Genomic DNA, 17,853 nt, shown 5'->3' with positions numbered 1-17,853 from the left:
TTCCGCATATGCATCGGAACAGCCGCAGCCAGGCGAAAACATATCCGGGATGCAGCAGGAACCAGCGTCCTTCGAAAATCTTAGTTAGATGCCGGCGGCGACGCGGCATGCGGTGGTGGACCAACCCTCCCAACCCACCGTTCGGAGGCCGTCCCCTTCGCGGGGGCGGCCTCATCTACGCAAGATCAAAAACATCGCCTGGAAACTATTGCCAGCGGCTCGGAGTCCTCGGTAGCGCCATGCCAGGCTTCCATTCCTGCAGGTCCTCCTCGGTCCAGGCGCGCAGTTCCAAAGCCTCCGGGGCGTGAAAAAGGCGCCGGTTTCGGACCGGCGCCTTCATTCGGATCAAGCCCGGCCGATGGCCAGGAAGCGTTCTTCGCGGCGGGCAAGCAGGTCATCGGCCGGCAGTGCCGAGAGCGAAACGAGTTCCTCGTCGATGGCGCCGAACAGCGCCTGCGCAGTGGCCTGAGCGTCGCGGTGCGCGCCGCCGGCCGGCTCCGGCACGACACGTTCGATTATGTGCAGGGACAGCAAATCCTGCGCGGTCACCTTCATCGCTTCGGCAGCATCCGGAGCCTTGTCCGGGGTGCGCCACAGGATCGAGGAGGCACCCTCGGGCGAGATCACCGAATAGATCGAATGCTCAAGCATGAGCACGCGGTCGGCTGCGGCCAATGCCACGGCGCCGCCGGAACCGCCCTCGCCCACGATGGCCGAGACCATCGGCACCGGCACGCCGAGGCAAGCCTCGATCGAGCGGGCGATGGCTTCGGCCTGACCGCGCTCCTCGGCCTCGACACCGGGGAAGGCGCCGGCGGTGTCGACCAGGGTCACGACCGGCAGGCCGAACTTGCCAGCCATCTCCATCAGGCGGATCGCCTTGCGGTAGCCCTCGGGCTTGGCCATGCCGAAGTTGTGCTTGATGCGCGTGGCGGTGTCGTGGCCCTTTTCGTGCCCGATCACCATCACGCGGCGTCCCTTGAGACGCGCCAGGCCGCCGATGATCGCCTCGTCCTCGCCGTAGAGGCGGTCACCGCCCAACGGGATGAAGTCGGTGAAGCCCATCCGGATGTAGTCCACGAAATGCGGACGCTGCGGATGGCGCGCCACTTGGGTCTTCTGCCAGGGCGTTAGCTTGGCGTAAGTCGCCGCCAGCATGGCCGCGCTCTTCTTTTCGAGGCGCGAAATCTCGCCCGCGATGTCGAGGTCGCTGTCGCTGGCGGTCGTGCGCAGCTCCGCAATGCGGGCTTCGAGCGCGGCGATGGGCTTTTCGAATTCAAGAAACGAGATCATGCTCTTTTCCGTTTACCTGCCGGTTCCAGCGCGCCTCAGGAGGCGCGCTTGGCCAGCCATTCTTCCAGCCACTTGATGGTATAGTCGCCGCTCTGGAACTCGGGATCTTCCAGCAGCGCCTGGTGCAGCGGGATCGAGGTCTTGACCCCGTCGATCACCATCTCCTCCAGCGCGCGCTTCAGGCGCATGATCGCGCCATTACGGCTGCGGCCGGAGACGATCAGCTTGCCGATCATCGAATCGTAGTACGGCGGGATGCGATAGCCCGTGTAGAGCCCCGAATCGACGCGCACGTTCATGCCGCCCGCCGCGTGGTAGTTCGTCACCTGGCCCGGCGAGGGGGTGAAGTTCCACGGGTCTTCCGCGTTGATCCGGCATTCGATGGCGTGGCCCTTGAACTCGATCTCTTCCTGACGGAAGGCGAGGGGCTGGCCGTCGGCAATGCGGATCTGCTCGCGCACGAGATCGACGCCGGTGATGGCTTCCGTCACCGGATGCTCCACCTGGAGGCGGGTGTTCATCTCGATGAAGTAGAACTCGCCGTTTTCCCAGAGGAACTCGATCGTGCCGGCGCCGCGATAGGCCATGTCGGCCATGGCCTTCGATACGATGCCGCCCATGCGGTCGCGCTCTTCAGGCGTGATGACCGGCGAGGGCGCTTCTTCCAGCACCTTCTGGTGGCGGCGCTGCAGCGAGCAGTCGCGCTCGCCCAGGTGAACCGCCTCGCCCTTGCCGTCACCGAAGATCTGGAACTCGATATGGCGTGGGTTGCCGAGGTACTTTTCCATGTAGACGGTGGCGTCGCCGAAGGCGGCCTTCGCCTCCGAACGGGCCTGGCCCATCTGGCTTTCGAGTTCCTCTGCCGAGTTCACGACCTTCATGCCGCGGCCACCGCCGCCCGAAGCGGCCTTGATGATCACCGGATAGCCGATCTGCTCGGCCAGCTCGCGCGCGACGTCGAAGTCCTCGATCGCGCCGTCCGAGCCCGGAACCAGCGGAAGGCCGAGCGCGCCGGCGGTGCGCTTGGCTTCCACCTTGTCGCCCATCGTGCGGATGTGCTCGGGCTTGGGGCCGACCCAGATCAGGCCATGCGCCTCGACGATCTCGGCGAACTGGGCGTTCTCGGAAAGGAAGCCGTAGCCGGGGTGGATCGCGTCGGCATGGGTGATCTCGGCCGCGGCGATGATCGCCGCGACGTTGAGGTACGAATCCTTGGCCGCCGGCGGGCCGATGCAGACCGCGTGGTCGGCAAGGCGCACGTGCATGGCGTCGGCGTCGGCGGTGGAGTGCACTGCGACGGTTTCGATGCCCATCTCGCGCGCGGCGCGATGGATGCGCAGCGCGATTTCGCCGCGGTTGGCAATCAGGAGGCGCTTGATGGCCATGAAGCTATTGTCCTCAGGCGATCACGACGAGCGGCTGGTCGAATTCGACCGGCTGCTGGTTGTCGACGAGGATGGCCTGGATCGTGCCGCTCTTGGGAGCGTTGATCTGATTCATGACCTTCATGGCTTCCACGATCAGCAGCACGTCTCCGGCCTTGACCTGCTGGCCGACGCTGATGAAGTTCGGCGCGGTGGGCTCGGGCGCGAGGTAGACGGTGCCGACCATCGGCGACTTCACGGCATCGACCGGAGCGGCTGCGGGCGCAGCCTCGGCCAAGGGAGCAGCGGCAACCGGAGCGGCGGCCAGCGGCAGAGCCGGGGCGGCAGCGGCAACGATCTGCTGCGCCGCCTGGCGCACGACCTTGATCTTGCGTTCGCCGTCCTCGACTTCGATTTCGGTCAGGCCGGTTTCAGCGAGGAGCTCGGCGAGCTCGCGTACCAGCGCGCTGTCGATGTTCACGCAACTTCCTTTCGTTCAAGATATTCGAGCAGCGATGCCAGCGTGCCTTTGAGGTCCTTGCGGTGGACCACCATGTCGACCATGCCGTGGGCATGGAGGTACTCGGCGCGCTGGAAGCCGTCGGGGAGTTTTTCGCGGATGGTGTCCTGGATCACGCGCTGGCCGGCGAAGCCGATGAGCGCGCCCGGCTCAGCGATCTGGATATCGCCCAGCATCGCGTAGCTGGCAGTGACCCCGCCGGTGGTGGGATCGGTCAGGACGACGATATAGGGGAGCCCCGCGCGCGCCAGGCGGCGGATGGCGACGGTGGCCTTGGGCATCTGCATGAGCGAGAGGATGCCCTCCTGCATGCGCGCACCGCCCGCAGCCGTGCAGATCACGTAGCCGCAATCCTCGGCAATGGCGCGTTCGACGGCCTCGACGAAAGCCTCGCCCACCGCCATGCCCATCGAGCCGCCCATGAAGGCGAAGTCCTGCACACCGAGCACCAGCTTGCGGCCCTCGACCGTGCCGAGCGCATTGGTCAGCGCATCGGGGAACGGGTTGGCGGCGCGGGCGATCTTCAGGCGATCGGAATACTTCTTGCTGTCGCGGAAGTTCAGCGGGTTTTCGGGCACCCGTGCGGCGGGCAGCACCGCGTAACCGGCATCGAGCAGCTGGTCGAAGCGCGCCTGCGCGCCGATCCGGCCATGGAACTGGCAGCGCGGGCAGACCGACAGATTGTCCTCGAATTCCCTGGTGAAGAGCATCTCGCCGCAACCGGGACACTTGGTCCACAGGTTGTCGGGCGTATCCCGCTTCGTCAGTCCCCCGAGGGAATTGCGTACCTTGCTAAGCCAACTCATGACGAACCCTTGCGTGAATCTCTAGCGGCCCGGTGACTCCGGGCTCGCCTGTTGGACCGGTCGGGCGCAGCGTTAGGGCTTGTTTTCCTGCGCCCCTTGCGACCGAACGATCTCTATATGCGGCGTACTCCGCGCTGGCCTGTCGGGCCCGCCGCCGAGCGCGGCAATACGCGGGAGCAATGGGTTGATCAATCGCCAGAACGCCTCGACATGCGCAAAAATTGCCCCGCGGTCGTCCTCCATAGTCTTGAAAGGCGCAGAAATCCACGGATTTACGCCGTTGATCGATACCCCTGCAAAACGTAGTGAAGGCCCGCCTGAAACGCTGTTTTTCGCCATCTTACCATTACGTCAAGCCGTATTCCGTGGCCTTTTGATCACTGCGGGGCGGGTTCGCTAGCCCGTTTCGTCCTTCTGTCGCGCCGTCGTTGAAGCGGGCGCGGGAAGGGTTCAGGATGGGCGTCATGAAGCAAGCCGTCACCACCCTCACCTTCCGCACGTCTGGCCGAGGGCTCACCGATATCACTCAGGCGATCACCGACTGGCAGCACGGCAAGGGCATCCAGGAAGGACTGCTGACGCTGTTGTGCCGCCACACCTCGGCCTCGCTGCTGATCCAGGAGAATGCCGCGCGCGAAGTGCGCTCCGACCTGATCGACTGGCTTGATCGCGTTGCGCCCGAAGGCCCGCACTACGCCCACGACGAAGAGGGGCCGGACGACATGCCCGCTCACCTCAAGAGTACGCTGACGGGCGTGAACCTCTCGATCCCGGTGATCGACGGCCGCCTTGCGCTCGGGACATGGCAGGGGATCTTCCTTGCCGAACATCGGCGCATACCGCACTCCCGGCAGGTCGCCTTGCACCTTCTCGGCATGTGAACAGAGCCCATGGCGGTCCAGCAACAGAGCACGAAGCTGGCCGGGCTGCTCAGGTTTCGCCGGACCATGCCATTTGCCATTGCATCCGCCCGGGCGATGCCTATCCACACGGCCTTATCGATTCTGGAGATTTTTTCTTGTCGTTCCCTCGTGTCCCGCGTGAGTGCCGCTCTTGATCTCCGCGCTCGACCTTTTCCGCATCGGCCTCGGTCCTTCCAGTTCCCACACGGTAGGCCCGATGCGAATCGCGGCACGCTTTCTCCAGACGCTCGACGAATCCCGTCAGTTCGATCGGATCGCGCGCCTGTCGATCGCGCTGCAAGGTTCGCTCGCCTTCACCGGCGAGGGTCACGGCACCCCCGATGCCTGCCTGATGGGCCTGATCGGGTTCCAGCCCGAAACCGTGGACCCCGAGGAAGCGCATGCTGCTGCTGCCGACGTCCGCGCAACGCATCGCATTGTGCTGCTGGGACGCCGCGAGATCGCATTCGATCCCCGCACCGACCTCGTGCTCGACTTCGACCATGTTCCGGACCTCCATCCGAACGGCATGGTCTTGACCGCGTTCGACGGGGAAGGCGGCACGATCGCCCGTCAGGAATACTTCTCGACCGGGGGCGGCTTCTTCTCCAGCCGCCACCAGCTTGAACAGCCCGCGCCCGACGATCAGGTCACCCACGGCCCGCCGGTCGCCCATCCGTTCGGCTCCGGCGCGCAGTTGCTGGAAGTCTGCGCCGCCAGCGGGCTAGACATCGCCGGGGTCATGCTCGCCAACGAGGCGGCGCGCAGACCTGAGGAAGAGACGCTGGCCGGCCTCGACGCGATCGCCGAAGCCATGAACCAGTGCATCGACGCCGGCCTCGAACGCGAAGGACTGCTGCCCGGCGCGCTCAAGGTGCGCAGGCGTGCCCGCGCGATCCATCAGAACCTGATCTCGCGCCCACAGGACAACCAGGCCGAGACGCTGATGGACTGGCTGAACCTCTACGCCATGGCCGTGAACGAGGAGAATGCCAGCGGCGGGCGCGTCGTCACCGCGCCCACCAACGGCGCGGCAGGGATCATCCCGTCGCTCCTGCGGCAATATTGCAGCGAAGGGCGCAAGGCCGTGCCGGGCAAGGCGCGGCGCTACCTGCTGACCGCCGCCGGGATCGGCTTGCTCTACAAGCAGCGGGCTTCGATCTCGGGCGCGGAGATGGGCTGCCAGGGCGAAGTGGGCGTAGCCTGCTCGATGGCAGCGGCGGGGCTGGCGGCGGTCTGGGGCGGCACGCCCGAACAGGTCTGCGCGGCAGCCGAGATCGGCATGGAGCACAACCTCGGCCTTACCTGCGATCCCGTGGGCGGGCTGGTGCAGATCCCCTGCATCGAACGCAACGCCATCGCCTCGGTGAAGGCTGTCAACGCCGCCAAGCTGGCGCTCCACGCGGGCGAAACGCCGCGCGTCTCGCTCGATCAGGTGATCGAGACGATGCGCCAGACCGGGCTCGACATGTCGAGCAAGTACAAGGAAACCAGCCAGGGCGGCCTCGCTATCAACGTGGTGGCCTGCTGACCTCAGCAACATTTCGACTGATTTCGTTCACGTTCATCGCAACTTCAAGCTCGCCCGCGCTTTGCTGCCCTGCCTCGGCAGGAGCCCGACGGGTGCGACGTCCTGTTCCAGCCAAGGCTTTGCAGAACATGATTTTTCGAAGGACGAAACAGATGACGAAGATTGGCTCGACTCTCCTTGCAACCCTCGCACTCGGCGCACTCGTTCCTGCGGGCGCCGCGATGGCTCAGCCCGACCATCACCCCGCCCCGCATCACGCCGCGAACCACGCAGTGGTGAAGAAGACGACCGTGAAAAAGACCGAGGTGCGCAGGCCCGCCCACCGGAAGGTTACCTGCCACTACGTCATGCAGCACGGCCGCAAGGTCAAGGTCTGCAAGTAAGGCTTTCTCGGCCCCCGCCAACGCGGGGGCCGGAAACTGCCTTGCGGCGTGGCTTCAGGCGGTAAGCGCCAGCCGGGCGTCCTCGTCGCGCACGACACGAGGCTGGTCGGGCCAGATGCCGCGGGTGTCGTAGACCAGCTTGTCGGCACGTTCTGCCAGCGGCACCACGCGGAACACGTCGTGATCGACCAGCACGATCAGGATCTCACACGTCTCCAGCGCATCGTCGATATCGATCTGGGTCACGCCGGTATCGGTGAACTCGATCGGAAGTTCGGCCGCATAGGGCTCCACCACGTGGATGCGGCTGCCGAATTTGCGGGCGAGGCGGCTGGTGACGAAGCGGGCCGGGCTTTCGCGGAAATCGTCGATATTGGCTTTGAAGGCCAGACCCAGGCAGGCGACTTTCGCCTCGGGATGCGCTTCCACCAGAGCCTCTGCCTGGGCGATGACATGGCTCATCTTGCGATCGTTGACGCCGCGCGCGGCGCGGATCAGCGGGGTATCTTCCGGCGCGCCGTGGACGATGAACCAGGGGTCGACGGCGATGCAGTGCCCGCCCACGCCCGGCCCCGGCGTCAGGATGTTGACGCGCGGATGGCGGTTGGCGAGGCGGATCACTTCCCACACATCCAGCCCCATGCGATCGGCCACCATCGACAGTTCGTTGGCGAAAGCGATGTTGACGTCGCGATAGGCGTTTTCGACCAGCTTGGTCATCTCGGCCGAGCGGGCGTCGGTGGTGACGCATTCGCCGCGCACGAAGCGCTTGTAGAAGGCCAGCGCCTTGCGCGCGCAGCGCGGCGTGATGCCGCCGATCGAGCGATCGTTGTTGGTCAGTTCCTCCAGAATGCGGCCGGGAAGCACGCGCTCAGGGCAATAGGCGATCGAGACATCGGGCGTGTCGCGGGTCAGACCGGGTATCTTCAGATCCGGGCGCAATTCCGCGATCAGATCGCGCAGTTGATCGGTCGTACCCACCGGCGAGGTCGATTCGAGGATCACCACGTCCCCCGCCTTGAGCACGGTGGCGACGGAGCGTCCCGCCGCCAGTACGTAGGAGATGTCGGGCGCGTGATCGCCGGTATCGGTTTTCTCGAAGGGCGTGGGCACCGCGATCACGAAGACGTCGGCAGGCGCGATCTCGGTCGAGGCGGAAAGTAGCCCGCGTGAGACGACGCCCTGCACCAGGCCGTCCAGATCGACCTCCTCGATATGGATCTCGCCGCGATTGATGGTGTCGACCACCGATTGCGATACGTCCAGGCCGAGCACCCGGCATCCGGCGCGGGCGATCACGGCGGCAGTGGGCAGGCCGATATAGCCCAGCCCCACTACGCAGACGTCAGGCTTGGTGTCCGACTTCATTGGCAAGCAGCTCCACGATTCGGCGCGCGGTCTGCCCGTCTCCGAAAGGATTGTGGGCGCGCGCCATGGCCTCGTATGCCTCTCTATCGTCCAGCAAGGTTGATATTTCGGTAACGATCCGCTCGGCCGAGGTGCCGACCAGCCTTGCCGTTCCGGCCGCCACGCCTTCCGGGCGCTCGGTCGTCTCGCGCATGACCAGCACCGGCTTGCCGAGCGCCGGGGCTTCCTCCTGCACGCCGCCCGAATCGGTCAGCATGATCTCTGCTATGGCGATCAGGCGCGCGAAATGCGGATAGTCCAGCGGCTCGATCAGGGCGACGTTGTCGAGCCCGGACAGACGCTCGTTCATGACCTTGCGCACGTTAGGATTGAGATGGACCGGAAAGATCACCACCGTGTCGCTGCGCTCCGCGATCCGGCGAATGGCCTTTGCGATCTGTTCCATGCCCTCTCCGAAGTTCTCACGCCGGTGGCTGGTGACGCCGATGATCCGCTTGCCCGCAAACCGCGCTTCCAGCTCCGCCAGCCCGGCGGCCAGCGAAGGATCGCGCGCTATCTCCGCCGTCACCCAATGCAGCGCGTCGATCACACTGTTGCCGGTGACATGGACGCGGGCGGGATCGACGTTTTCGTTCACCAGTGCGTTACGCGCGGTCTCGGTCGGCGCGAAGTGCAGGCTGGCCATCGAACCGATGATCTTGCGGTTCACTTCCTCGGGCCAGGGATGATAGATATTGCCCGATCGCAGCCCCGCCTCGACATGATCGACCGGGAGCTTTCGGTAATAGGCCGCCAACGCGCCCGCCATGGCCGTGGCGGTATCGCCTTGCACGATGACCCGGTCCGGCCGTGCCTCATCCATCACCTTGCCCAACCCGGTGAGCAGGTTCGCAGTAAGCGCGTCGAGCGTCTGGTCCGGCTGCATCACGTCGAGATCGTGATCCGGCACGATCCCCGCAATCTCCAGCACCTGATCGAGCATCTGGCGATGCTGCGCCGATACGCAAACCACGCATTCGAACCGCGGATCGGCCTTCAGTGCGTGAATCACGGGAAACAGCTTGATCGCCTCCGGCCTGGTGCCGAAGACGACGAGGATGCGGGCCGGTTGCATGCGGGTCTGAGCGGTCATGGCGAGGGGCATAGCAGCGCTTGGTTCATGCTGAAATTAAAAGACGTTTCGTCGCGGCCTGTTTTCAGGCTGCCTTGCGCAGTCCATCTGCCGGCCCCTCGTCGTCATTGGCCGCACGGCGCGGTGTGCCCCGTCTCTTTCGCGTGCGACCCGTCGTACGCGAAAGCCGGCGCGGGCGGCGGCTCAGCAGCCTGGACGCAAGCGCCAGCGCGGCCTTCACCCGCGCCGTCGCGGAAAACACGATCAACGCGGCCATCGCATCGAGCAAGGTCGATACTTGGAACATCATCGCCCATGACGTGAGTTCCGGCAGGGCCATCGCGGAAATATGCAGCCCTTCAGCGCCGATGAGCGAAGTGACGAAAGCCAGAAAACCGCCGATGCCTACCACGAGCAGCACATGTCCGCGCGTGATTCCAGAGAGGCTCCTGCACAGCGGCCGGACCAGACCATCGCGCCAGGCCAGACCCCACAGGCTGGCTCGCGGCGCGGTGGCCATGGCCAGCAGGATGAACAGAAACATCGCCTTGAAAACCGAAACGATCACCCCGCCCCCTTGCAGTTGGACAGGCCGGATCATGCCGAGGTTCTTTCTTCCAGCAAATTAAATGCGCGCAAAGCCGCGATCCATCGTGGACAAATTTCCGCTCCGGCCTTGCCGCCGCCCCGTGCATCGGCAATCAACGCGGGCATGTCTATCCTCAGCGACAAATGGATCCGCGAGCAGGCGCTCGAACACGGCATGATCGAGCCCTTCGTCGAGGCACAGCGCCGCGACGGATGCATCTCCTACGGCCTCTCATCCTATGGCTACGACGCGCGCGTCGCGCCGGAGTTCAAGATCTTCACCAATGTCGATTCGGCAGTGGTCGATCCCAAGGACTTCGCCAGCAATTCCTTCGTGGACCGCGAGACGAACGTCTGCGTGATCCCGCCCAATTCCTTCGCGCTGGCCCGCACGGTCGAGTATTTCCGCGTGCCGCGCGACGTCCTGGTCATCTGCCTGGGCAAGAGCACTTATGCGCGCTGCGGGATCATCGTGAACGTCACGCCGCTGGAGCCGGGCTGGGAAGGCCACGTCACGCTGGAATTCTCCAACACCACCCCGCTGCCCGCCAAGATCTATGCCAACGAAGGCGCCTGCCAGTTCCTGTTCCTCAAGGGCAACGAACCTTGCGAGACCAGTTATGCAGACCGCGCAGGCAAGTACATGGGCCAGCTCGGCGTAACGCTGCCTAAGCTTTAGGGAACAAACCCTGCGGATGTCCGCTTCTCCCGACATGAACGCCATGTCGGGAGAGAAGACATGTCCAAGATCGCTGCCATTGTCGGGCGCTTCCTGATCGCCCTGATCTTCGTGATTTCCGGCGCTTCCAAGCTGATGGACGTCGCTTCCACTGAGACCATGATCGTCGCCGCCGGCCTGCCGGGCGGCCTGGCGATCCCTGTCGGCCTGTTCGAACTGCTGGCCGGACTGTGCCTTGCCGCCGGTTTCATGGTGCGGCTGGTGTCCCTGCTACTGATCGGTTTCGTCGCCGCCACCATCCTGTTCTTCCACAATCGGTTCACCGATCCCATGCAGCAGATCATGGCGCTGAAGAATGTCGCGATCATCGGCGGACTTTGCCTGGCCTTTGCGCATAGCCAGATGTGGAGCCACTACTACGCCATCACGCGCGAGCGCCGGGGCGAACTGGAAGCCCGCAACGCAGACGAGCGCATTCGCGACGCGGAACTGCGGGCGGCGCGCGCGGAAGCCCGCGCCGACGCGATCGCCGACGAACGTACCGCGCCGACTTACGTGGAAACCACTCCGCATACGGTCGGCAACGACTACGGCCGACCGGGCCTGACCGGCCGCCGCCGCTGGTTCGACTGGTAGAAGCACGAAGGGGGAAGACCAGTGGACAAACCTCGTCTTCCCCGGTTGACCCGCTCGCGATTTTCCGTAAAGCGGCCTCTATCGAGCGATCCCTTGCGGGTCGCTTCGGGCGGTTAGCTCAGTTGGTAGAGCATCTCGTTTACACCGAGAGGGTCGGGGGTTCGAGCCCCTCACCGCCCACCATTCCCGGCCAGAACGGACGGACACCCTGCGGCTTGCACAAGGTCCGGTGATTCGCGCGAAGCTGGCCCCGCTTTCAAATTCTTTCCCCTGTTTTTGAAATCGATTGCTTCATGGCGGTCGAACCACCTGCTGTGCCCCGCTGATTCCCCTGCCTTTCCTTCCGATACGATATTTCGTATACGATATTTGACAATGAAGGAAATGTGACGCAAACTCGCCGTAACACAACGGGAGTTACGACCATGAGGGGTCACAGAAGGAAGCTATATTGCGCGGCCGCATTGACCGCGATCATCGCGGGCACGGCACAGGCCCAGGAATCCGCGCCGGCAGACGCCGGTGTCGCCAACGACATCGTCGTCACCGGCACCCGCATCAAGCGCGCCGATCTCGAGAGCAACAGCCCGCAGACCGTCGTCGGTTCCGACGAGTTCCGCTACCAGGGCGCCACCACGGTCGAGCAGGTGCTTAACCGCCTGCCGCAGTTCACCGCCGACGCCAACGAAAACGTCTCGAACGGCTCGGACGGCACTTCCAAGATCAACTTGCGCAACCTTGGCTCGAATCGCGTGCTGACCCTCCTCGACGGTCAGCGCCTGATGCCCTCGCAGGCGATCAACCTCTCCTTCATCCCCAGCTCGCTCGTGGAGCGCGTGGACGTTCTGTCGGGCGGCGCTTCGGCGGTCTACGGTTCGGACGCGCTTTCGGGCGTCGTGAACTTCGTGCTCAAGAAGGACCTCGACGGCGTCCGCATCGACGCCCAGACCGGTTTCTCGCAGCACAATAACAACAACAGCCAGTTGCGCGCCCTCCAGCGCGCGTCGGGCTACGAGCCGGCTCCGTCCTCGGTCATCGACGGCGGCAAGCAGGACGTCACCATCGCGGCGGGCAAGAACTTCGCCGACGGCCGCGGCAACATCACCGTCTACGGCGGCTACCGCAAGTTCAGCCCGGTCCGCCAGTCGAGCCGCGACGTTTCGGCCTGCGCCCTGCAGGACCGCAAGTCGAACCCCAATTCGGACGATTTCGACGAACTGTTCTGCGGCGGTTCGAGCAACACGCCCTACGGCTCGTTCATTCCGCTCTCGGACCTCAGCCCCTACAAGGGCCAGACGCTCATCAACAACGGCAGCGGCACCCTCGTGCCTTACGATCCTTCGTATGCCTACAACACCGCGCCCGACAACTACTTCCAGCGCTCCGACGAGCGCATCACGGCGGGCGGCTTCGCGCGGTACGAGTTCAGCAAGGCGGCCGAACTCTACGGCAGCTTCATGTACATGAACGACCAGACCTTCTCGCAGGTCGCGCCTTCGGCGGTCTGGTTCGGCACGGCCTTCCCGGTCTCGTGCAACAACCCTTATGCCAACGCGTCGCAGCTCACCGCGATCTGCGGCAGCGCAGCGGGCACCGACACCACCGCCCCCACCAACGTGGGCTACCGCGTGGTCGGCCAGCCGCGCCGCGACAACTTGCGCTTCAACGACTACCGCTATTCGGCGGGCCTGCGTGGCGACATCGGCAGCGGCTTCAGCTACGACGTCAACTATATGTATTCGCTGGTCAAGTTCAAGGAAACCTACCTGAACGACGTGAACCAGGCGAAGGCGGGCCTCGCGCTGAACGCCGTCAACGTCAACGGCGTACCGACCTGCCGCTCGGTCATCGACGGTACCGACCCGAACTGTATCCCGATCAACGTCTTCACCCCCGGCGGCGTAACGGCGGACCAGGCCGCTTACATCTTCGGCGAAAGCAACACCGCCTCGCGCAACTCGCTCAGCGTGTTCTCCGGCTCGCTGAGCGGCGACCTGGGCGAGATGGGCGTTACCATGCCCTGGGCCGAATCGGGCGTCGGCATCGCGCTCGGCCTTGAACGCCGCCGCGAGACGCTGAACTTCACCGCCGACGAAGTCGCGCAGCAGAACGGCACCCTGCCTTCGGACGGCATCATCGCCGTGACCGAAGCCTTCGGTGAAATCGAGATCCCGCTGATCGAGGACAAGCCGTTCTTCAAGTCGCTGACGATCAACGGCGGCCTGCGCTATTCGTCCTACGACAACAAGCAGAACTCGACCGGCATCAAGTCCGGCTACAACGTGTGGACCTACAAGGGCGAACTGTCGTGGGCCCCGGTCGACGATCTGCGCGTCCGCGCCAGCTACAACCGCGCCATCCGCGCACCCAACGTGGGAGAACTCTTCGCTTCGCAGGCGGTCGGCAACGTCAACGGCACCGACCCTTGCGCGGGCAGCGATCCGAGCGCCTCGTTCGAGATTTGCCAGGCTACCGGCGTGACCCAGGCCATGTACGGCAGCATCCCCGGATGCCCTTCCGACCAGTGCTCCGGCCTCGGCGGCGGCAATATCGCGCTCAAGCCCGAAACCGCCGACACCTACACGCTGGGCGTCGTCATCACGCCCAAGGCGCTGCGTCGCTTCTCGCTGTCGGTCGACTACTACAACATCAAGGTGAAGGACTATATCGGCTCGATCGCGCCGTCGCTGATCATGGGTCAGTGCGCCGCCACGGGCGATCCGTACTTCTGCGGTCTGTTCGTTCGCGATCCGCGTTCGGGCCAGGTCTTCGGCCAGAACTCGGGCTACATCATCTCCACGACGATGAACACGGGCTACCTCAAGACCTCCGGTCTCGACGTGAACGCGGACTACACCTTCGACATCGGCAACTTCGGCAGCGTCAACCTCGGCGTGGTCGGCACCTATCTGATCGAGCAGGTTTCGCAGCCGGTTCCCGGCGGCGGTTCCTACGATTGCAAGGGCCTGTTCGGCTATACCTGCGGCCAGCCGACCCCGGAATGGCGCCACGTCGCGCGCCTCTCCTGGATGGCCCCGACCGACACCACCGTCTCGCTTTCCTGGCGCCACATCGGCGGCACCAAGCTTTCGAGCCTGACCGATAATCCGCTGCTTTCGGCCGACCGCACGGTCGTGAACCGCAAGATCAGCGCCTACAACTACTTCGACCTGTCGCTCACCCAGGCGATCGACAAGCGCTTCACCCTGCGCGCAGGCGTGAACAACATGTTCGACAAGGATCCGCCGGTTCTCGACTCGGGCCTGTTGCAGTCGTTCGGCAACGGCAACACCTATCCGGGCGTCTACGACGCGCTGGGCCGCACGATCTTCGTCGGCTTCACCGCCAACTTCTGATCAGGAGGAACGGCGGCTCCTCTCACCCACCCTGGGGGCCGTCATTCAGGAAAGCCCGCCCGGTCGCGAGACCGGGCGGGCTTTTTCGTTCAAGCAACGGTTGCGGCGCGGATCATCCCGAAGCCGTAGAGCAGATGTTCGAGCTGGCCGTCCGGCACCGGCGGAAAGGCCAGCGTCTCGCCGCCCTGGCGGATCGCCTCGATCTCGGCGGCGACCTGCTCAAGCGACCAGTCCTTGCGAAAGGCACCCTCGTTCTCGACGATCTTGGCGCGGGCCAGGCGACCACCCATGGCGACGAACATCTCGCCCGAGGCCGCGCAGGTTTCATGGCAGAGATAGCCGACCATCGGGGCCACTTGCTCCGGCTCCATCGGCGGGAACTGGCTGGTGTCGATGCCATCGGACATGCGGGTGACGGCGGCGGGGACGATCAGGTTGGACTTCACGTCGGCGTGCTGGCCTTCGATGGCGGCGGTGTTCGAGAGGCCCATGAAACCGGCCTTGCACATCGCGTAAGTGACATTGTCCGACTTGCCATAGAGGCCGTTTATCGAACTGGTCAGCACGATGCGCCCGTAGTTTTGCGCCATCATATATGGAAAAGCTTCGCGAACGACGTGATAGGCACCCTTCAGGTGCACATCGAGGACGGCGGTGAAATCCTCGTAGGCCAGATCGGTCAGCTTGCCGCGCCGCACGTTGCCGGCCGAGTGGATCAGGATGTCGATCCGCCCGAAAGCATCGAGCGCCGACTGGATGATCGCCTTGCCGCCTTCCGGCGTGGCGACGCTGTCCGTGTTGGCGACGGCTTCTCCGCCTTGGCTGCGGATTTCGGTGGCAAGCGCCTCTGCCGGGCCTTCGTCGGTGGCATCGCCCGCCATCGAGACGCCGGGATCGTTTACGACGATCTTGCAGCCCCGGCTCGCCAGCAGCAGCGCATGGGCCCGGCCCAGACCGCGCCCGCCACCGGTTATCACGGCGACTCTATTGTCGAAGCGCAGGTCGGCCATCTGGAAATCCTCTCAAGTTCTTGTCCCCAGCCTTGCCGGATGTGGCCGATCAGGCAACCACTCCTAGCTCCCGGAGCTGCGCAATTCGCTCCGGCGAAAGATCGAGCACCTCTTCCAGGATGGAGTCGGTATGCTCGCCCAGCACCGGCGGGGCGGTGGGCACCGGCTGCGATGCATCGGTGAAGCGGATCGGGCGGCCCACGATGGGGATCGTGCCCAAGGTCTTGTGCTGGGTTTCAACCACCATCTCGCGCTCCACCGCCTGCGGCTGCGCCAGTGCTTCGGACACGCCGAGGATCGGTGCATGCGGCACTTCGTGCGCGGTGAAGATCGCGACGAGTTCGTCCACCGTGTACCGCTCGGTAAAGGCGCTGACCGCGGCGTTTACCTCGGCCCGCGCATCGCGGCGCTTTTCCAGCGTGTCGTAGCGCGGATCCTCGATCAGTTCGGGCCGCTCGATGGAGCGGCAGATCCGGCTCCAGAACCCCGGCGTCAGGCAGGCGACGACGATCGAGCCTTCGCGCGCCGGGAAGATGCCGTAGGGCACGAGGTTGGGATGCTGCGATCCCACCCGGCTCGGATCGGTGCCGTTGAAGAATGCAAGCTGCGCGATGTAGCCGAGCATGCCGATCAGCCCGTCCATCAGGCTGACGTCGATATGCCGCCCCAGGCCCGTCCGCTCGCGCTCGTAAAGCGCCGACAGGATGCCGATCGGCCCGTTGATCCCGCCGACCAGATCGCCAAGCGGAATGCCGAGCTTGGTCGGCAGACCGTCCGGCTCTCCGTTCATGGACAGCGCGCCGGACATCGCCTGGAGCACGATGTCGAAGCTGGGCCGATCCTTCAGCGGCCCGGTCTGGCCATAGCCGGAGATCGAGCAATAGATCAGGCGCGGATTGATCGCCTTCATGGTTTCGTAGCCAAGGCCCAGCCGGTCCATCACACCGGGGCGGTAGTTCTCCACCAGCACATCGCACTTCGCCGCCAAGTCGCGGACGAGCGCCAGCCCCTCCTCGCTCTTGAGATCGACGACGATGGACTTCTTGCCGCGATTGACCGCAAGGTAATAGTGACTCTCCCCGTCCCGCGTGGGCGGAAACGTGCGCGTTTCGTCCCCGGTGCCCGGTGGCTCGACCTTGAACACCTCGGCGCCCATGTCGGCCAGCGCCAGACTGGCGGCGGGCCCTGCCAGCACGCGGGTAAAGTCGATCACCCGCACCCCGGCAAGCGGACCGGCCCAAGGTGTGTCTGAAGTCATCGGGACAGGTTCTCACGGAAGAAGGAGAGGATGGCCGCCACGGCATCGCGGCCTTCGGGGATTGCGAGGTTGTAATGGTAGCAATGGCCCATGCCCTCGCCCACGATCAGGGTAGAGCGCACGCCCGCCTTCAGCAGTTGCGAATTCGTGAAGATCGCCGGGCTGAGGTCCATCGCGCGGGTGCCGGTGATGATCAGCGTGGGCGGGAAGGTGGCCAGCACGTCCAGATGATAGCCCGGCCAGGCGCTGGGATCGCGCGGGTCGCAGCCGTCGAAGTAACCACGTGTGATGTCGATGGGCGTGCTGCCGTCGGCGGGCGGCGGCGGGAACGAGCCGTCGATATAGCCCGCGACATAGGCGGACTCTCCGGCCCCGAACGGCACCCCGCCCGCACCGAAAATGCCGACCGCCCCCGCTTGCGGCAGTCCGTGTGCCGGAAGCCATGCCGCAGCCTGCGCTGTCAGCGCGCCGCCCGCCGATCCGCCGTAGATGCCGATCCGGCCAGGTGCATAGTCTTTCAGCAGCGCCGCGTAGACCGCCGCAACGTCCTCCACGCCCGCCGGGTGCCGGTACTCGGGCGCCATGCAATAATTGACGCTGACGACGCGGAACTTGCCAAGCGCGGCGATGGGGATCGCCTCCATCAGCGCAATGCCATCCCACCCCACAGTGAAGGCCCCGCCGTGCAGGTTGATCAGCACGCGCTCGGGATCATGGCTGCCGTCGGCGGCGGTCACGTCCAGCACCTCCACGCCGCCGATGGTTTTCGAGACGATCTCCACCGCGAAATTCTCACGCAGCCGAGCGACGCCCTGCGCGGCATAGGCATTGATCTGCTCGCGCCGGACCGCAACGTCGGCCTCGTGCTCGCCGGCGGCATCGAAGGCTGGTATCGTCGCGCGGGAACGCTGGAACGCGGCGGCTTCCTCGCTCAGCAGGCTGGAGGCCGGCAGGACGAAGGCCGGAACCCGCACATCGCCATTGGCTTCGAATTGCGGCGCCGCTGCATCCTGGTCCACTGCCTACTCTCCCGTTGTTTTCGCAACAT

17 protein-coding genes and 1 tRNA gene are annotated in these 17,853 nt (G+C 64.9%); 7 read left to right on the top strand and 11 right to left on the bottom strand.

Features of this window, described 5'->3' with window-relative positions:
- Window positions 1-345: 345 nt before the first annotated feature.
- The 5 genes from RT424_RS06870 to RT424_RS06850 all read right to left on the bottom strand — a co-directional run bounded on the left by RT424_RS06870 (window position 346) and on the right by RT424_RS06850 (window position 4,322).
- On the bottom strand, window positions 346-1,293 hold the full coding sequence (locus RT424_RS06870; protein ID WP_313435617.1) for an acetyl-CoA carboxylase carboxyltransferase subunit alpha: 948 nt from the start codon (window positions 1,291-1,293) through the stop codon (window positions 346-348).
- Window positions 1,294-1,328: 35 nt separating this feature from the next.
- Window positions 1,329-2,678, bottom strand: coding sequence for an acetyl-CoA carboxylase biotin carboxylase subunit (gene accC / locus RT424_RS06865; protein WP_313435615.1), 1,350 nt, complete (start codon window positions 2,676-2,678; stop codon window positions 1,329-1,331).
- A 13-nt stretch (window positions 2,679-2,691) separates the two neighbouring features.
- Window positions 2,692-3,138, bottom strand: coding sequence for an acetyl-CoA carboxylase biotin carboxyl carrier protein (gene accB, locus RT424_RS06860; protein ID WP_313435613.1), 447 nt, complete (start codon window positions 3,136-3,138; stop codon window positions 2,692-2,694).
- Window positions 3,135-3,983 (bottom strand): acetyl-CoA carboxylase, carboxyltransferase subunit beta, encoded by an 849-nt coding sequence (gene accD, locus RT424_RS06855; protein WP_313435611.1) that lies wholly within the window; start codon window positions 3,981-3,983, stop codon window positions 3,135-3,137. Before accD ends, accB begins: the two co-directional genes overlap by 4 nt.
- 72 nt (window positions 3,984-4,055) lie before the next feature.
- Window positions 4,056-4,322: a hypothetical protein gene (locus tag RT424_RS06850; RefSeq protein WP_313435609.1), complete on the bottom strand. Its 267-nt coding sequence runs from the start codon at window positions 4,320-4,322 to the stop codon at window positions 4,056-4,058.
- 125 nt (window positions 4,323-4,447) lie between these two features.
- On the opposite strand from RT424_RS06850, the gene RT424_RS06845 reads away from it, so the two are divergent.
- From RT424_RS06845 to RT424_RS06835, 3 genes are all read left to right on the top strand, one after another.
- Window positions 4,448-4,864, top strand: coding sequence for a secondary thiamine-phosphate synthase enzyme YjbQ (locus RT424_RS06845; protein ID WP_313435607.1), 417 nt, complete (start codon window positions 4,448-4,450; stop codon window positions 4,862-4,864).
- A 172-nt stretch (window positions 4,865-5,036) separates the two neighbouring features.
- Window positions 5,037-6,416, top strand: coding sequence for an L-serine ammonia-lyase (locus tag RT424_RS06840; RefSeq protein ID WP_313435638.1), 1,380 nt, complete (start codon window positions 5,037-5,039; stop codon window positions 6,414-6,416).
- Between the two features lie 152 nt (window positions 6,417-6,568).
- Complete coding sequence (locus RT424_RS06835) at window positions 6,569-6,799, top strand: hypothetical protein (protein ID WP_313435605.1); 231 nt, start codon at window positions 6,569-6,571, stop codon at window positions 6,797-6,799.
- A gap of 54 nt (window positions 6,800-6,853) precedes the next feature.
- Here RT424_RS06835 and wecC read toward each other — a convergent pair whose 3' ends face one another.
- From wecC to RT424_RS06820, 3 genes are all read right to left on the bottom strand, one after another.
- Entirely contained in the window at window positions 6,854-8,167 is a 1,314-nt protein-coding gene (wecC, locus tag RT424_RS06830) for a UDP-N-acetyl-D-mannosamine dehydrogenase (RefSeq protein ID WP_313435603.1), read from the bottom strand.
- On the bottom strand, window positions 8,145-9,299 hold the full coding sequence (wecB, locus tag RT424_RS06825) for a non-hydrolyzing UDP-N-acetylglucosamine 2-epimerase (protein ID WP_313435601.1): 1,155 nt from the start codon (window positions 9,297-9,299) through the stop codon (window positions 8,145-8,147). Before wecB ends, wecC begins: the two co-directional genes overlap by 23 nt.
- 64 nt (window positions 9,300-9,363) lie before the next feature.
- The gene (locus RT424_RS06820) at window positions 9,364-9,879 is read right to left on the bottom strand and encodes a hypothetical protein (protein ID WP_313435600.1); all 516 of its coding nucleotides are present in this window, start codon (window positions 9,877-9,879) and stop codon (window positions 9,364-9,366) included.
- A gap of 111 nt (window positions 9,880-9,990) precedes the next feature.
- Here RT424_RS06820 and dcd point away from each other — a divergent pair, with 111 nt between their 5' ends.
- The 4 genes from dcd (at window position 9,991) to RT424_RS06800 (ending at window position 14,537) form a co-directional block, all read left to right on the top strand.
- Window positions 9,991-10,545, top strand: a complete 555-nt coding sequence (dcd, locus tag RT424_RS06815) for a dCTP deaminase (RefSeq protein WP_313435598.1) — start codon at window positions 9,991-9,993, stop codon at window positions 10,543-10,545.
- 60 nt (window positions 10,546-10,605) lie between these two features.
- Window positions 10,606-11,181 carry a DoxX family protein gene (locus RT424_RS06810; RefSeq protein WP_313435596.1) on the top strand — a complete coding sequence of 192 codons (576 nt, stop codon included), beginning with the start codon at window positions 10,606-10,608 and terminating at the stop codon, window positions 11,179-11,181.
- 107 nt (window positions 11,182-11,288) lie between these two features.
- Window positions 11,289-11,364: transfer RNA gene (locus tag RT424_RS06805), tRNA-Val, on the top strand.
- 281 nt (window positions 11,365-11,645) lie between these two features.
- Window positions 11,646-14,537 carry a TonB-dependent receptor domain-containing protein gene (locus RT424_RS06800; protein ID WP_313435594.1) on the top strand — a complete coding sequence of 964 codons (2,892 nt, stop codon included), beginning with the start codon at window positions 11,646-11,648 and terminating at the stop codon, window positions 14,535-14,537.
- 89 nt (window positions 14,538-14,626) lie between these two features.
- On the opposite strand, the gene RT424_RS06795 is transcribed toward RT424_RS06800, so the two are convergent.
- Genes RT424_RS06795 through RT424_RS06785 form a run of 3 tightly spaced genes read right to left on the bottom strand, consistent with a single transcriptional unit; the run spans window position 14,627 to window position 17,824 of the window.
- Window positions 14,627-15,547, bottom strand: a complete 921-nt coding sequence (locus RT424_RS06795; RefSeq protein WP_313435592.1) for an SDR family NAD(P)-dependent oxidoreductase — start codon at window positions 15,545-15,547, stop codon at window positions 14,627-14,629.
- 49 nt (window positions 15,548-15,596) lie between these two features.
- Window positions 15,597-16,805, bottom strand: a complete 1,209-nt coding sequence (locus RT424_RS06790) for a CoA transferase (RefSeq protein WP_313435590.1) — start codon at window positions 16,803-16,805, stop codon at window positions 15,597-15,599.
- Window positions 16,802-17,824, bottom strand: a complete 1,023-nt coding sequence (locus RT424_RS06785; protein WP_313435588.1) for an alpha/beta hydrolase — start codon at window positions 17,822-17,824, stop codon at window positions 16,802-16,804. The genes RT424_RS06790 and RT424_RS06785 overlap by 4 nt, the downstream gene beginning before the upstream one ends.
- Between the last annotated feature and the right edge of the window lie 29 nt (window positions 17,825-17,853).

It is taken from the genome of Novosphingobium sp., assembly GCF_032093395.1.
Classification (GTDB): domain Bacteria; phylum Pseudomonadota; class Alphaproteobacteria; order Sphingomonadales; family Sphingomonadaceae; genus Novosphingobium.
Note: the sequence above shows the minus strand (reverse complement) of the source record. Positions and strands in the feature narration are given on the sequence as shown.

Excerpts from the sequence above, each read along its gene's own strand:
- RT424_RS06810 (WP_313435596.1), top strand. The coding sequence starts at position 10,606 with ATGTCCAAGATCGCTGCCATTGTCGGGCGCTTCCTGATCGCCCTGATC.
- RT424_RS06845 (WP_313435607.1), top strand. The coding sequence starts at position 4,448 with ATGAAGCAAGCCGTCACCACCCTCACCTTCCGCACGTCTGGCCGAGGG.
- wecB (WP_313435601.1), bottom strand. The coding sequence starts at position 9,299 with ATGACCGCTCAGACCCGCATGCAACCGGCCCGCATCCTCGTCGTCTTC.
- wecC (WP_313435603.1), bottom strand. The coding sequence starts at position 8,167 with ATGAAGTCGGACACCAAGCCTGACGTCTGCGTAGTGGGGCTGGGCTAT.
- RT424_RS06850 (WP_313435609.1), bottom strand. The coding sequence starts at position 4,322 with ATGGCGAAAAACAGCGTTTCAGGCGGGCCTTCACTACGTTTTGCAGGG.
- RT424_RS06790 (WP_313435590.1), bottom strand. The coding sequence starts at position 16,805 with ATGACTTCAGACACACCTTGGGCCGGTCCGCTTGCCGGGGTGCGGGTG.
- accD (WP_313435611.1), bottom strand. The coding sequence starts at position 3,983 with ATGAGTTGGCTTAGCAAGGTACGCAATTCCCTCGGGGGACTGACGAAG.
- RT424_RS06870 (WP_313435617.1), bottom strand. The coding sequence starts at position 1,293 with ATGATCTCGTTTCTTGAATTCGAAAAGCCCATCGCCGCGCTCGAAGCC.
- RT424_RS06820 (WP_313435600.1), bottom strand. The coding sequence starts at position 9,879 with ATGATCCGGCCTGTCCAACTGCAAGGGGGCGGGGTGATCGTTTCGGTT.
- RT424_RS06795 (WP_313435592.1), bottom strand. The coding sequence starts at position 15,547 with ATGGCCGACCTGCGCTTCGACAATAGAGTCGCCGTGATAACCGGTGGC.
- accC (WP_313435615.1), bottom strand. The coding sequence starts at position 2,678 with ATGGCCATCAAGCGCCTCCTGATTGCCAACCGCGGCGAAATCGCGCTG.
- RT424_RS06835 (WP_313435605.1), top strand. The coding sequence starts at position 6,569 with ATGACGAAGATTGGCTCGACTCTCCTTGCAACCCTCGCACTCGGCGCA.
- dcd (WP_313435598.1), top strand. The coding sequence starts at position 9,991 with ATGTCTATCCTCAGCGACAAATGGATCCGCGAGCAGGCGCTCGAACAC.